11 protein-coding genes and 1 riboswitch are annotated in these 15,144 nt (G+C 58.4%); all 11 genes read right to left on the bottom strand.

Going from position 1 to position 15,144, the window contains the following annotated elements; translation table 11 throughout:
- Positions 1-311 precede the first annotated feature (311 nt).
- The 11 genes from purT to AC13D2_RS08980 all read right to left on the bottom strand — a co-directional run bounded on the left by purT (position 312) and on the right by AC13D2_RS08980 (position 14,751).
- Positions 312-1,502 (bottom strand): formate-dependent phosphoribosylglycinamide formyltransferase, encoded by a 1,191-nt coding sequence (gene purT, locus AC13D2_RS09030; RefSeq protein ID WP_482938510.1) that lies wholly within the window; start codon positions 1,500-1,502, stop codon positions 312-314.
- 38 nt (positions 1,503-1,540) lie between these two features.
- Complete coding sequence (locus tag AC13D2_RS09025) at positions 1,541-1,723, bottom strand: DUF1289 domain-containing protein (protein ID WP_292046325.1); 183 nt, start codon at positions 1,721-1,723, stop codon at positions 1,541-1,543.
- 33 nt (positions 1,724-1,756) lie between these two features.
- Positions 1,757-2,479, bottom strand: a complete 723-nt coding sequence (gene bluB / locus AC13D2_RS09020) for a 5,6-dimethylbenzimidazole synthase (protein ID WP_482938509.1) — start codon at positions 2,477-2,479, stop codon at positions 1,757-1,759.
- Between the two features lie 9 nt (positions 2,480-2,488).
- A complete protein-coding gene (locus AC13D2_RS09015; protein WP_482938508.1) occupies positions 2,489-3,955 on the bottom strand; it encodes a cobyric acid synthase in 1,467 nt (488 codons plus the stop codon).
- 15 nt (positions 3,956-3,970) lie between these two features.
- Positions 3,971-4,582, bottom strand: coding sequence for a cob(I)yrinic acid a,c-diamide adenosyltransferase (gene cobO, locus AC13D2_RS09010; protein ID WP_292046330.1), 612 nt, complete (start codon positions 4,580-4,582; stop codon positions 3,971-3,973).
- Positions 4,575-5,903, bottom strand: coding sequence for a cobyrinic acid a,c-diamide synthase CobB (locus AC13D2_RS09005; protein WP_482938507.1), 1,329 nt, complete (start codon positions 5,901-5,903; stop codon positions 4,575-4,577). The genes cobO and AC13D2_RS09005 overlap by 8 nt, the downstream gene beginning before the upstream one ends.
- Positions 5,904-6,053: 150 nt before the next feature.
- Positions 6,054-6,827 carry an ABC transporter ATP-binding protein gene (locus tag AC13D2_RS09000; RefSeq protein ID WP_482938506.1) on the bottom strand — a complete coding sequence of 258 codons (774 nt, stop codon included), beginning with the start codon at positions 6,825-6,827 and terminating at the stop codon, positions 6,054-6,056.
- Positions 6,827-7,780 carry a FecCD family ABC transporter permease gene (locus tag AC13D2_RS08995; protein ID WP_420391206.1) on the bottom strand — a complete coding sequence of 318 codons (954 nt, stop codon included), beginning with the start codon at positions 7,778-7,780 and terminating at the stop codon, positions 6,827-6,829. The genes AC13D2_RS09000 and AC13D2_RS08995 overlap by 1 nt, the downstream gene beginning before the upstream one ends.
- A gap of 33 nt (positions 7,781-7,813) precedes the next feature.
- Positions 7,814-8,710 (bottom strand): cobalamin-binding protein, encoded by an 897-nt coding sequence (locus AC13D2_RS08990; protein WP_292046334.1) that lies wholly within the window; start codon positions 8,708-8,710, stop codon positions 7,814-7,816.
- Entirely contained in the window at positions 8,704-12,915 is a 4,212-nt protein-coding gene (locus tag AC13D2_RS08985) for a cobaltochelatase subunit CobN (protein ID WP_482938505.1), read from the bottom strand. The genes AC13D2_RS08990 and AC13D2_RS08985 overlap by 7 nt, the downstream gene beginning before the upstream one ends.
- 24 nt (positions 12,916-12,939) lie before the next feature.
- Complete coding sequence (locus AC13D2_RS08980; RefSeq protein WP_482938504.1) at positions 12,940-14,751, bottom strand: TonB-dependent receptor plug domain-containing protein; 1,812 nt, start codon at positions 14,749-14,751, stop codon at positions 12,940-12,942.
- Positions 14,752-14,906: 155 nt separating this feature from the next.
- A riboswitch (cobalamin riboswitch) is annotated at positions 14,907-15,108 on the bottom strand.
- Positions 15,109-15,144: the final 36 nt, after the last annotated feature.

Raw genomic sequence — 15,144 nt, 5'->3', positions numbered from 1 at the left:
CGAGTCACTGTCCTGATATTTCGTATCCGAAATACCTCGGCCAGCGCCCACACGAATTACTTGGTTAACTTTTTAAAGAGCGTTCGGGGCTTGCCCGATCAAGGTGGCGTATTCTACATCGAATCGCTGCCTTGTCAACCGCTTTCTGAAGAATTTTTAAACTCGAAATCTTCAATCAATTCAAACGGTTGTCTTTCAATTTCTGGCCCGCCTCAGTGGCGTGCCCCTCGAAAGAGATGCGTATTCTACAGAGCTCAGTCGGACTGTCAACGGTTCGTTATAACTTTTTCAGGAAACCTGACGATTTATCGTCAAAGCTCGGTTTTCACGGCGGCCGCTGCCTGTGTTGCTTTATCCCTGGCCTCGTCAATCGAGCTACCGGACGCAAGGGCGACACCCATTCTCCGCCGCCCCTTCAATTCAGGTTTCCCAAAGAGCCTGAGAAATATGTCAGGTTGAGCCAACGCTTTTTCAAGCCCTGAATAGGCAACCGCATCCGAATCGCCCTCTGGCAATATCACTGCGGAGGCTGACGGGCCCTGTTGACGGATCGCTGGTATCGGCAACCCGAGGATGGCGCGCGCGTGCAAGGCAAACTCCGACAGATCCTGGGAAACCAGGGTCACCAACCCCGTGTCGTGAGGACGTGGCGACACTTCGGAAAACCATACGTCGTCGCCTTTCACGAACAGCTCCACACCATACACTCCATAGCCACCCAGGTTACTGGCAACCGCTTCCGCAATTTCCCTTGAACGGGCCAGCGCCTTGTCACTCATTGGTTGCGGCTGCCAGGACTCACGGTAATCACCGTCTTCCTGATGGTGCCCAATAGGATCACAGAATGAAATACCGTCGCGGTGTTTCACGGTTAGCAAGGTAATTTCGTAGTCAAAATCCACAAACCCTTCGACAATCACCCTTCCCTTGCCGGCTCGACCACCGGTCTGGGCATAATCCCAAGCGGCCTCAATATCATCGGCGGACTTAACCCTGCTCTGCCCTTTTCCTGAGGAACTCATTACGGGCTTCACCACCAGAGGCATTCCGATGGCTTCGACGGCCGCAAGATACTCTTCTTTGGACTCAGCAAATCGATAGGGTGATGTTGCAAGCCCAAGCTCTTCGGCTGCCAGACGACGGATACCTTCCCGATTCATGGTGAGATTGACGGCTCTTGCAGTGGGAATCACCCGATAGCCTTCCTGCTCAAGCTTCACCAACTCCGGCGTGGCAATCGCCTCAATTTCGGGCACGATGAGATTTGGCTTTTCCGCCTCAATAATGCTGCGTAAGGCAGCGCCATCCAGCATATCGACAACGTGACTCCGGTGGGCAACCTGCATGGCCGGAGCGTTGGCGTAACGGTCAACTGCGATAACCTCCACACCAAAGCGCTGGAGTTCAATCACAACTTCCTTGCCCAGCTCTCCCGAGCCACAGAAGAGAACCCTGAAAGCATTTTCTTTCAGCGGAGTACCAATACGAACTGTGTCAGTCATGAAAGTTTCTGCCTCGCCTGGTATCAGGGGTTAACGACCTAGATCAAAAATTTGCTTTCACGCTCGGCCACTTTGCGCAGCACTTCCCGGCGCTCTTCATTGCTCATCTGGGACCACCTAGTGATTTCATCACCACTGCGATGGCACCCAACACACATGTCTTTGTCATCAAGGGCGCAAATACTCACACAGGGCGAGCGCACCTTATCAGCCACTTTCATCCCGCAACCTCACCTGACGTCTTGGCCACTACTTTAACCTTTCCTGATCTCTGCTTCTAACGCCCCTTCCGTCAGCGGCTCCCCCCAGGTGCTTCCATGCACGAGATCAGCCAGGGGCAACCGCGAGCGCCACCCCTTTTTCTCAAGTTCGGGCTGTTCAAGAAACTCGCTGACAAAGCCAAGGCACAGATAAGCCAACGGGTATACATGCTCGGGGAGCTTCAGTGTCTTCGCCAGTTTTTCCTGATCCAGAATACTGACCCAGCCCACACCGATCCCCTCAGCTCTTGCTGCCAGCCAAAAGTTCTGTACCGCCAGGCAGGTACTGAAAAGATCCGTTTCGACGATCGAGTTACGTCCCAGTACATGGCTACCACCGCGACTTCGGTCACAGGTGATGCATAGATTAATCGGGCTTTCCAGGATGCCCTGGAGCTTCAGACTTTTATACTGTGCATTGCGCTCGCCTTCATAATTTTCCGCGGCTTTCCGGTTTTCTTCCTCGAAAATGGAAAGTACCGCACGGCGCACCGTCCTGCTATCGATCACGAGAAAATCCCACGGCTGCATAAAACCGACGGAAGGCGCGTGATGGGCTGCGTCGAGCAATCGGGTCAGGACCTCCGGAGGAATCGGATCAGGAAGAAACTGCGAGCGCACATCCCGGCGTTCATGGATAGCACGATAAAGCCCGCTCGTTTCTTCGTCACTAAAGGGGCGATTCTGGTTTGGCTGGAGAGTTCTCTCGTCTGTCATTCTCTTCCTCTAATGCCGTTCGTTGAGTCCCAGCAGATGCTTCAAAAACCCCGTATCCAGACACTCCTCAACGAGATCCGCCAGACGATCCAGCTGTTCCAGGCGATGCGCCTTGTAGTCTACGGCCTGATGCTGGGCTCCCAAGCCCGCCCATTCGAGTATCTCACGGGTCGCTTCAGGCTGATCGAAAATGCCATGAACATAGGTTCCAATCATCTGACCGTCCTCACTCGCTGCGCCTTCAGGCTGGCCATTTATTGACGCCAAGGGGCGCTCAAGCGCGGTGCCACAGGAAATACCGTTATGCATCTCATAACCTGCGAACCCAGCCCTTCCACTGCCAAGCGTTAGCTCTCCGGAAACGTCCTTCAGCGTTTTGCCGGAAACCATTCGAGTGGTCATGTTGAATAACTCAAGGCCCCGTGTGGTGCCGGCCTCTCCTTCCAGACCGTCCGGGTCCAATACCTCCCGGCCCATCATCTGAAAGCCACCGCAAATGCCCAACACTTTGCCACCGTAACGGAGGTGTTTCTGAATGGCCTCGGGCCAACCCTGGGATCTCAGCCACTGCAGATCATGCCGGGTGCTCTTGCTGCCCGGTAACAGGATCAGGTCCGCCGGGGGAATCCGCTGATCGGGGCCTATGAATTGGAGGTTGACTCCCGGGTGCAGACGCAGGGGGTCGAAGTCATTGTGGTTGCTGATGCGAGGTAACACCGGGACGATGACATTCAATGCACCTGGCTCGCTGGTGCCACTGGTGCCGACGCTGTCTTCTGCATCAATCACCAGACCATGCAAATACGGCAATACGCCAGCGACGGTTTTATCAGTGCGTTCGGCCAACCAGTCAAGGCCTGGCTTCAACAAGGCAATATCACCCCGAAAACGGTTGATAACAAAGCCTTTCGTACGTGCTCGTTCGCTCTCGGAAATGAGCTCAAGCGTGCCCACCAGTTGGGCAAACACACCACCCTTGTCAATATCGCCAACGAGGAGCACCGGGCAATCAGCCGCTTCGGCGAAGCCCATGTTGGCGATATCATTGGCACGCAGGTTAATCTCGGCGGGACTACCGGCCCCTTCGGCAATGATCACGTCATAGCGGGCACTCAGCGCACGCCATGCGGCCATCACAGAAGCCATCGCCTCGGCTTTGTAGGCATGGTAATCCAACGCGTCCATATTGCCGTGGACCTTGCCTCGCAGGATCACCTGGGCACCGCAGTCACTCTGGGGCTTGAGCAGCACCGGATTCATGTCGCTATGGGGGGCTAGCCCGCAGGCCAGCGCCTGAAGTGCCGTGGAACGTCCGATTTCACCGCCGTCGACGGTAACGGCACTGTTCAGGGCCATGTTCTGGGGTTTGAATGGCGCCACGGAGACACCCTGCCGCGCCAGCCACCGACACAGGGCGGCAACGACCGTGGTCTTACCAGCATCGGAAGTGGTTCCCTGTATCATCAAGGTGGTCATGGATAATGGCCTCTATTAGAGCTCGACGCCTTTCTGAGCTTTCACACCCAAGTCCTTGAAGGCATGCTTCACGACACCCATTTCCGTGACCGTGTCTGCTAGCTCAACCAGTTCCGCCGGTGCAGAACGGCCGGTCACCACCACATGCTGCATTTCCGGCCGGCCCTGGAGGTCGTCCAGAACCCGGTCAAGATCAATGTAATCGTACTTGAGAGCAATGTTGAGTTCGTCCAGCAGGATCAGGTCATAACTTTTATCTTTCAACATGTTGGCAGCCACGTCCCAAGCGGCACTAGCGGCCTCAACGTCCTGATCCCGGTTCTTGGTGTCCCAGGTATAACCCTGGCCCATCACGTGGTAACTCACGCTGGGCAAGTCACGGAAGAACGCTTCTTCACCGGTGCTGAATGCGCCTTTGATGAATTGCACAATGCCAACCTTCATGCCATGGCCGAGTGCCCGGGCCACCATGCCAAACCCGGAACTGCTCTTGCCCTTGCCGGGGCCGGTCAGCACCAGCAACACACCCTGCTCCTTCTGGGCTCGGGCGATGCGCTCCTGCATAATTTTCTGCTTTGCGTCCATGCGGCGAGCATGGCGTTCTGGGTCTTTGGCGCGTTCACGCATGATCAGGCTCCTTGTCAGTAAGCGGGCGAATGACTTGCCCGCGAAAAATTTCGGCCACCAGTTCCGGGGCGGAGGGAAAATAACCGTGGAAATAGCTGGCCACCAGACCGTTCCGGCAATACACCGGCTCGGCCTCTGCACCCGCAACCTTGCGGGTTCGGGCCAGCGGGTGCCAGTCGGTTTCCAGTCGCGAGTGATGATAGGTATGGCCCCGTAACTGCCCTTGCTCGGCATTAAGGCTCTGCAGACCTAACGCCTGCAGGCGGCCGGCCATACTGGCCCGCCCCGGCACAAGTCCCAGCAGTTTATGGATCTGGCCATCGTGGTCCATCAGTTCATTCGCACAAACCATCAGTCCGCCGCACTCCGCCAGCATGGGTTTACCGGCATGGTAGTGATTGCGAATCGCCTCCAGCATCGAATGGTTACCGGCCAGAGTGGCACCATGCAGTTCCGGGTACCCGCCTGGTAACCAGAGGGCGTCGGTGTCTGGCAATGCTGAATCTGTCAGTGGGGAGAAAAAAGACAGTTTTGCTCCCATCGACTGCAACAGGTCCAGATTGGCGTGGTAAATAAAACTCAACGCTGCGTCCCGGGCAATGGCGATGCGAACGCCCTCCAGCAACGGTGGCGGGGACTCCGGGGGTTCAGCTTCCAGCGTCACGGGAAGCGGCAGGCCGTCCAGCCCAGCTTCGGCAAGGACGCCAGCGGCTGCGTCCAGGCGCTGTTCCAGATCGGCCAATTCGCCGGCCTGAACCAGCCCAAGATGCCGGTTCGGGATACTCATGGCCTCGTTTCGGGGAATTGCCCCTCGCAGACTGATGCCTTCAGGCAGGCTCTCCCGCAGCATAGCCCCATGGCGGGGGCTGCCGATGCGGTTGGCAATCACCTGATAAATCGGAAGCGCGGAGTCGAATTTCGATAACCCCAGAGCCACCGCTCCAAAGGTCTGAGCCATTCCGCGGGCATCAATGACCGGCAGAGCGGGAATACCCATCAGCTTGGCGAGGTCCGCACTGGAAGGGTCACCATCAAACAATCCCATTGATCCTTCCACCAGAATAAGGTCGGCATCCTGCGCGGCTTCCACCAGACGCCAGCGACACTCGTCCTCGCCAGTCATCCACGGATGTAACTGGTACACCGGCTGTCCGGATGCGACTTCCAGCACCATCGGATCCAGATAATCCGGGCCGTGCTTGAACACCCGTACCTTTCGTCCGGCATTTCTATGCAATCTCGCCAGTGCTGCAGTCACCATGGATTTCCCCTGGCCAGAACCTGGTGCGGTAATCATTGCGGCTGGTACGGTTGCTTTCATTAATGCCACCTTGTCGGGAAATATGGGAGTACGCAGTGGTGGGGCCATCCCGTCCGGGACCGTCAAAAACATGGATGTTTTTGTCGAGCGTACAGGGATGTATTTACAGCGTGTCCCGGACGGGATGGCCCCACCACTGCTCCGAGCCTTTTATACGGCCTTCTTTGGTACAAATAGTGGCGCACCATCCACCTCGACTGTCAGCAGTTCCTGGTCATAGAGTCGTTCAAGCGCGGCCGGCACGAGCATTCGTTCCGCTGGCCCCCAGCACGCTTCGCCGTCGGGGTACAGCAACAGCAGATGGTCACACCACCGTGCCGCAAGATTCAGATCGTGTAGACACATGAAGACGGAACGGCCACTACGCGCCTGTTCGGTCAGTAACTGGAGTACCGACACTTGATGGTGCAGATCAAGGTGGTTGGTGGGTTCATCCAGAAGCCAGGTATCAGGTGCCTGGGTCAGCACGGTGGCGATGGCCACTCTCTGGCGTTCACCGCCAGAGAGTGTGTTCACCAACCGATCACTGAGATGGCCCACATCCAGTTGATCCAGAGCGAGTCTCGCAAGACGTTCGTCGGCTCCGGACTCCATCTGCCAGGGTGACAACCAGGGGTGGCGCCCAATCAGCGCCGTTTCCAGTACCGTCGCGGGAAAACCATCCTGCCGCTCCTGAAACACAAGACCCAGTTGTTGCGATATTGTCCTGCGCTTCAGGTCTGCCAAAGGATGCTCTCCCAGGCAAACCGATCCGCGACGTGGTGATCGCAACCCCGCCAGTGTGTGCAAGAGCGTCGTCTTGCCGGCACCGTTTGGTCCCAAAACGCCCCAGATCTGACCGGATTCCACGGCAAAGTTCAGCGCCTCCCCATCGCTTCTCCCGGGAATGTCGATGACCAACTGTTCAGCCTGAAGAGGATTCATCAGCGGCTCCGATACAGTAGGTAAAGGAAGGTAGGTACACCCAGCAAGGCGGTGATCACGCCTACCGGTAACTGCTCGGGCGCAATCACCACCCGTGCCATGGTATCCGCCAGCACCAACAGGGTGCCGCCAGCCAGTGCACAGGCAGGGAGGATTAGGCGCTGGTCGTTACCAAGGACCAGCCGCAACATGTGGGGCACCACCAGGCCGACAAAACCAATACTGCCAGCCATGGTGACCGCAGTCGCGGTGAGCAGGCTGGCGAGGATATAGATCGTCCACTCCAGCGGGCGCACCGATACACCGAGAGCCGCCGCCTGCATGGGGCCGCGAGCCAATACGTTGAGACTCCGCCCCAGGGGCACCACCAAAAGGCACACCAGCACCAGGAAAGCCAGTGCAGGCCAGGGCGTTCTTGCGTAGGACACATCGCCCATCAACCAATACAGCATTCCCGGCAAGCGCTGAGCCGGGCTGATGGCCAACATCAGCGTTATCACGGCGCCCCAGCCAGCGGCGACCACCACACCGGTGAGCAACAAACGCGACGGCGTCCAGCTTCCGGTGCCATGGGCCAGGCCGAACACCATCAGTGTGGCCAATAACGCTCCGGCAAAAGCCGATCCGGAAATCATCAAACCGCCCAGGCCCGCCAGCATCGCAAACAAGGCCCCGACGGCCGCACCGCCAGACAACCCCAGAACGTAGGGGTCCGCCAACGGATTGCGTAACAGCACCTGCATCAGAGCCCCGGCCACGGCCAGCAAACCGCCAGTTGCGAAAGCGGACAGTGTCCGTGGCAGCCGCAATTCCAGCACCAGGGTCCGCTGCAGGTTGCTGCCCTCGCCCAAAATGACTGCGCCAATGTCTCCCGGCGCCACGCTGACACTGCCAACACCCACCGACAACATCATGGCGGCCAGGCTGGCAAGAGCCAACAACACAAGCGGCATGGTCAGGGGCCTGCTCAAAGGATCCGCCTCCCACTAACGTTTGGCACGGGCATCATCCAGTTTCTCGCAAAACAGTTGTGAACCTTTCAGAATACGCGGCGTCGGGCGTTGGATCAGCGACGGTGGAACGAAATACAGGTTCTCCTTCGCGGTGGCATCGATACTCGGGAAAGCCTCCCAGCGGGTCAGCCAGTGCCGGTTCTCTTCACCCATGCCACCAGCCAGAATGGCCTCAGGGTTGGCGCCGATAACAGACTCGGCACTGATCCTCGGCACCAGGCGATCAAGATCACCAAACACGTTCACGCCCCCACAAAGCGTTATCACCTTACCAATCAGGTGCTCATCGTTCACGGTCATCAGGGGCTCATCCCACACCTGATAGAACACCGAGACCGGCTCCACATCCTGATATCGCTTTTCCAATGCCGCCATTCCCTTGCGGAAACGATCTGCTTCGGCAAAGCCCTCATCTTCAGTACCCGCCAGAATCGACAGACGCTCGACGGTGCGTGAAACGCCCTCAAAACTTCGGGGCTCAATGGAGAATACCGGCAACCCCAGGTCCTTCAGGGCCGCAATCTGCTCCGGCGGGTTGCCTGTCACCCAACCAATCACCAGATCGGGTTTCAGTGCCATCAGGCGCTCAAGGTCCATGCGAGTATGGCTACCCACAGAGGTAACCTGCTTCGCCTGCTCGGGGTAATCACTGTACGAAACCACCGCAATCACCTGATCACCAGCGCCTGCGGCCCAGACAAGTTCGGTCGCTCCTGGAGACAAGGCCGCGATCCGGCTGGCCGGTTGTTCAAGGCAGACTTCCTGGCCGGTATCGTCGGTTGCACACCGCTCAGTGCCAGCCGCCGCCCACAGTGGCATGGCCACAAGTAGCGACATCAGCGCAACGGTATGCCGGAGCGATTTCAACATGACGCCCTCTGGTTTCCGGAGTTTTGACAATCATCGTTGGCAGCGGGCATCGCGGGGTAATCAGCCGACCCACCTTTTCGCGCGGATTCGAAGGCTTCCCGCTGATTGGGTTCCAACTGGTCCGCGACCCAATCCATCAGGGGATGATCCGGACGGGTGTGGCCACTGCCGGGCAGGCCATGGTCGATGATATTTCCCGCGAAGTCACGTGCCAGGGCCTGGCGGGTGAAGACATCCGCCTCCCAGAATCCCCGTTTCGCGGCCAGGAGCGCAATCGCCTGCATGTGGGTTTTGACATGTACGTTGTGCCCCTCTGCCAGGAAGTCGTCCAGGCCAAGGCCGTGGCGATCCTGAAAGTACACTTCATTGACCTCGTTCCAGACACTGGAACGAAGCACCTGGGGACTTGTGATTTGCCAGCCCCAGAGGTTGTCGAGAAAATCACTGCCCATGGTGCGAGCACCGGCGTAACCGTGCTCCATCAGCGGTGCCAACCATTGTGGGTTCAGGTTACGGGCTCTTAGTTCTACCTGCAGCGCTCGCTGAAGCGAATCCACCCGGGGATTCCGCGGATCTGCGTACTGGAGCACCCGGTTCTGCGGGGGCTCGCCGCGCAAGTGTTCCACAGCGTTGGACAGCCCGCCCTGGAAATCAAAACCGTCATCGTTGTCCAGCAGACCATAGAGGTGGCTGGCCCGCCCGAGGTAGGTATGGTTTACCGTCTGCAATTGGCGGTCAAAAGCGTCGTGAGCCGGTTCACCCTGACTCCCCTTGCCATAGACGTGCCCCATACGCCGGCGATAGGCATCACCCAGTTGTTCCCGGTCCTGCCAGGCGCCCGTCCGGGTGGCAAGCCGGTTAACCCCCGCACCGTATGCGCCCGGAGCCGTACCGAAGACCCGGTAAGCAGCCTTTGCACCCGCATCCCGAGCCGACGCACCTGCGGCCAGCAATACCCGTGTATCAGCGACCCAGTGGGCAGCAACACCGTTGGTGGACAGGGATTCCTCGCCAGGCTTACGCATGTCGACCGGCAGAACCGATAACGCCTGGTCCAGTGCCTCTTCCAGCTCCGGGTACTCAGCTCTGATGGATCCGGCTGCGCCCGCCAAGGCGTAACGCGATGCCATATCCAGCCATTCCAGTTGGCTTTCATAAAGATCCCGGAACAAGCCGGACGTGGTGAAAACGACGTTGCGACGACTGAGCGTATCGGTCCCCGGGCCGGCGGGCAAACGCTCCAAGCCCTTCACGATGCCCCGGCTGTTCCACACCGGGCGCACACCCAACAGCTTCATGCCAAACGCAATCATGACCCCTTCGTCCCGCACCGTATCCGAAGCCCAGAGCACCAATGCATCGCTTTGTTCTGAAGTGCTGTCTTTGGTTGTCCTGGCCTCCTCGACCAGTTCTTCAGCCAGCGACCAGGCCACACGGGTTGGAATCAGATCATCCGACAAGGCGTGAAAATTGCGCCCCGTTGGCAATACCGCCGGCGTTCGCAACGGATCGTTACCCTGCCCCGGAGCAACAAACCGGCCATTCAACGCGTTGAGAAAGCTGGTGCGCTCGGAAGCAGGAGACGCCTCAAGGTCGGTGCGCCACGCTGGTTCGGGCGTGCCCGCCTTACCCACCATGGAGTCAATCATGGTGTCCACCATGTCTGTGCTCCAGTCCCTGCCAAACACGTGCAGCCCCAGGGGCATAAAGTGTTCCTGCATATCAGTGACATAGTGGCCGGCTTCGTGCACCAGCAGGTCGGGTGAGAGTTCATCGAGGGAAACCTCTTCCACCGACAACCCCATCTCGCCGGCGATTTCCTGTTCAAGATCGTCGGAGATATCCAGCACCTGGATTTTCTCCCTCAGCATCTTTAGCGCCCGCTCCCTGGTAGGGCTGTCAGGTTCATTGGCGGACTCCCAGGTTTCCACGAGTTGTCGGAGCTCCAGCAATTCGTCGTAAAGCTCCGTCGCGGCCAGCGGCGGCGTCAAATGACTGATCATTACGCCCAGCGCCCGGCGCTTGGCCTGGATGCCCTCGCCCACACCGTCGACGATATAAGGGTAGATCAATGGCAAGTCGCCCCCCAGCAGATCCGGGTAGTCATCCCCCGTCAAACCAGCGCGGCGGCGTGGCAGGAATTCCCTGGTTGAGTGGCGACCAACGTAAACCAGTGCATCAGCCTGGTAGTGATCCCGTATCCAGTGGTAGAAGCCCACGTATTGATGGGTCGGGGGAAAGGTGGTGTTGGCGTGCAACAATTCTTCGTCCACTTCCCAGCCTCGGGGCGGTTGCGGACCGATATAAATATTACCGAATCGAAGCCCCGGAAAAATCAGCTTGTTATCAACCACCATGGACTGGCCTGGCGCTTCTCCCCACCCCTTTAGTCCGGGAATGCCCGTATCGGCCAAGGCAACCCGGCTGTCATCCAGTTCCGCACTGTGACCACCTTCATCGAGACGCGCTTGCCAGATCGTTTCGTACTCGTCCAGTTGGCTTAGCGCGGCCTTTCGGTTCGGGTGCTGGAGGTGTTCAATCAAATGCCGCAAGTCACGAATACCCCTATTCAACAGGCCGGTCGCCAATTCTTTCTCGCCCAACCCATGTGCCTGCTCCAGTCGCTCGTGCAAATAACCCAGGGGGCCATGGACAATCTCCTGCTGGACAACTTCGGGCAAGGTTTCAAGATACTGACGATAGGTACTGCCCGCCATCGAGGCGACATCACCGGCCATTTCCCTCAGCGCGCGAGGATCATCCGGCAGACTCACGCCTCTTTGCTGGAGCAAGTCTGTCAGGACTTCCGGGCTCTCCGGCAGTGGGCCGGTCTCGTAGCCCTCGGCTTTGAGCCAAGACAGCATTTCATAAAGGGAAGCTGGCACATCGAGATTGTCCGCCCCAATATTCTGCCGGCCCGGTGGGTGGTTGTAGTAGATGATGGCCACGCGCTTGTCGGCGTTGTCCTTGACTTGCAGCGCCTGCCAGCGTTTCAGGCGATCCGCGACGGCGTCCACCCGCCTCGGCACCGGCTGGGTCAGCGTCAGCGCCACACCGGTGTTTTGGTCAATCACTTCCGGCTCCGCGGTAGCCAGCACCATGGGCTGACTGACACCCTGGAGCTCGGGCATCGCCAGTTTGTAGTGAACCTTGTCAGACGGAACACCATCGATCGACAATTGCCACTGATTGGCGGTGCGGGAGGCCAGGCGCAAGCCCTTAATCACCGGCACATTCAGCTGGACCAGCGCCTCCGTGACCTGGCGCCGACCTTCACCGCCGCCGATAATAAAGTCCTGCAAACTGACAATACTGGACAGGGTCGCCGGGCCTACGGTCTCATGCAGGGCACGAACAGCCTCCAGGCTGGCACCGCCCCATCGGGACAGGACCGCAAAGCATTGCATCCCTCTGGATTCCAGGGCTGCACAGGTTGCGTCCAGCAGTGCCCCATCGCCGGGGCGATCACCACTGTCCAGGTCCAGAAGCGCGACCACAGGGCCGGATTGCAGGTTAAGGTTCGCCGCGTTATCCGTGGCTTCACCATTACGGTAATAGCGGATCAGCGCCCGGGGCGGCAGATCCGGCACGTCAAACGCCTCGCCCGCCTGAACAAGCAACCAACGCAATAAGGCATCCAGGTGTTGCGGGGTACGTCCCTGGTAAAGGGCCCGGCCTTCAAGCCAGGGTTCCTGTTCGGGGAAACGTGCCATACGCTCTGCCAGATGGGCTTTCAAGTCTGTGCCCGGGTCCGGCGCTTTCATCAGGTTGTTCAGAGTGGTGGCATCCAGCCCCTCCAGGGGCTTGCGCCCCTGGAACCGCGACAACACGCTCAGCGCCCTGTCGCCATTCACCCCCAGAACCGGAAACTCGCGAACGGCGGCCTGCTCGCCCACAGCACGCTCAATCCGGCCCACCTGCTCTCCGAAAACCGCCGCCATCAATAAGGCATCGGCCTGGCTCACCAGATCGTCGAGAGCGCTGTTGTCCAGGTTTGCCAATTGCTCCGGTGTCCGCAGAACAATGCGGTGATCTGGCTGGGCCGCCAGAAAGCGTTCCGCACCAGCAGCCATCTCTGCAGCGGAACGCTCAGACACTACCCCAAATACCGTGGCCCCGGACACTGGTTGGGACAGCATCAACAGAAGCCCGGAAAGGCAGCCGAACAACGGGCGGCACAGAGACCGATACAGGCGCTCAATCATGTCCCTACCTTTCACCATGGCTGATCATAGGTCGTAGCGAATCGTCAACATTGCGGTGCGGCCAGCGGCTATGTATGCACGTCCGTCGAAGCGCTGCGCCGTGGAGTATTCTCTATCCAGCACATTGTCGACTGTCAGGTTCGTGGTCCAGTGCCTGTCAATTTCCCACTTAGCCCGCAGGTCCCAAGTGACAAAGCCCGCGATGCGCTCTTCATTATCGGCGTCGTCGTAGCGATACCCCTGGCCTTTCACAGTGGTCCCCAGCGACACACGGCCGAAGTCCCGATCCAGATCCACCCGGAACTGTTTTGCGCTACGGCGACGAATTCGATTGTCGGTTTCACGGTTGCGAGGGTCGGTGACCGAGGCAGCTGCCTGAACCGTCCACTCCTCCAATTCCAGACCAGCACTCAGCTCTATCCCCCGAATACGTGCTTCGTTTACGTTGAACGGTGCAAACCGTCCGTCCTTGAAGGTAAATACAATCAGATCATCAGCGTCGGTCTGATAAATCGCGGCATCCCAGAACCAACGTGTGTAGTTCCCTCCAATACCGAACTCGACGCTACCGGCGGTTTCCGGTTGCAGATCCGCATTACCAAAATTGGGGAAGTAGAGGTCATTGAAGGTGGGCGCCCGGAAAGACGTACTGTAACTGACCCGAGCCCGATGATTCCGGTCCAGATCAACCCCCATGGCAACGGCGCCGGTTTCTTCACGTCCGAAAGCTTCGTTGTCGTCCGCCCGCAAGCTCAGTTGAAAGTCGGTCGGTCCGAAATTCAACAGAGCCTGACCGAAAACGGCGGCATTGGTGCGGCTGGATTCGTCATATTCGGTGGTACTGTCAACTTCATCTACCAGCAGTTCGCCACCAACGATGTATTCGTGACGCCCAATACTGATCTGATTCTCCCAGCGCGCGCTGCGAGTTTTAGTATCGAAGGTGCTGTTGCCGAAGGTATCGCGGTTGTCGGATTCGTCGAGGGATTCCGCCAGCAGGATGCGGCTGCGCCAATAGTCGCTGATGGGTGTGTCCAGGCGGAAACCGAGGGTCTGGATGGTAAAATCGGTGTCACCCCCCTCAAATTCAGTGTTGCCCTGGGCACGCATGAGGACAACGCCGGCTTCCCCACCGGAGTCGAACTGGTGAGCAACGGACGCAAGCGCAGACGTGTTTCTATAGCCTTTGTCTTCACCCCCTTCCACGACGGCCGTACCGTCGGTTTCCAGATGGCTCGCGCTCAGGCTGTATTTCATCCGGCCTTCCGTACCGGCCGCACCGGCCACATACTCCTGGGTGTTAAAGTTGCCACCGCCAGCCTGAACCCAGCCTTCATTCCCCGTTTCTGCACTATGAGTGAAGGCCTGGATAACACCGCCTACGGCATCGGCCCCGTAGAGATTACTGCGGGAGCCACGAACAATTTCTACCCGCTCCACCATCTGTGGTGGAAAATATTGCCAGGCGGTACTGCCGGTAGTGGCGGAGCGAAGGCGCACACCATCCACCAGGAATACAGTGGATTCACTGCCGGTACCCCGGGTGAAAACGCTGATGTTCTTACCAAAAGAACCATTGCTGGTAATGTCCAGACCAGGCTGGCCCACCAGCAGCTCCTCAAATGTCTGGGGCTGCAGGCGCTGGATATCTTCGTCATCAATTACAGTGACAGAGGAGTCACTCTCGCCCCGGGTCTTCGGGCCGAGCGTAGCCGTTACAACAATGGGATCAAGGGCAGCAACGGTATACTCCTCATCGGCCAGTGCGTCGGAAACTGGCAGGAAAACGAAGGGTAGGCCGAACAACAGAACCGGCACGGATTTCAGATCACTCATAATCAACACTCGCTGGCAAACCACGCGCACCCGCGTGATGGTTATTGTGTTGCGGAGTTTGAGTATGAGATTGGGGAGGCAGGATACGAGTCAGGGTACGGGTGTGAGACCGACGCAACTCTCCCACCGCCGTCGCCCTCCGCAACTTCCGGTGTGTATTCAGGCCGGTCTCCGGGCTTGCGAGTGGATCAGCCGATGGGCCGGTCCGGGGCAATCACCTTCCCATGCATGACGCACAGTGGCTTTTTTCGATTGCCTTTAGCTCGCTTACCGTTGCGGGGGCAGCGTCGGACTTTAACCGACTTCCCGTTTTACGCTTTCCGGCGGGGATACCGCAAAAAAGCGTTACCTGAACACGGTGTTCATCGAATCGGGCGCCAAACTAGCAGCCCT

It is taken from the genome of Marinobacter sp. B-12 (assembly GCF_056857915.1).
Note: the sequence above shows the minus strand (reverse complement) of the source record. Positions and strands in the feature narration are given on the sequence as shown.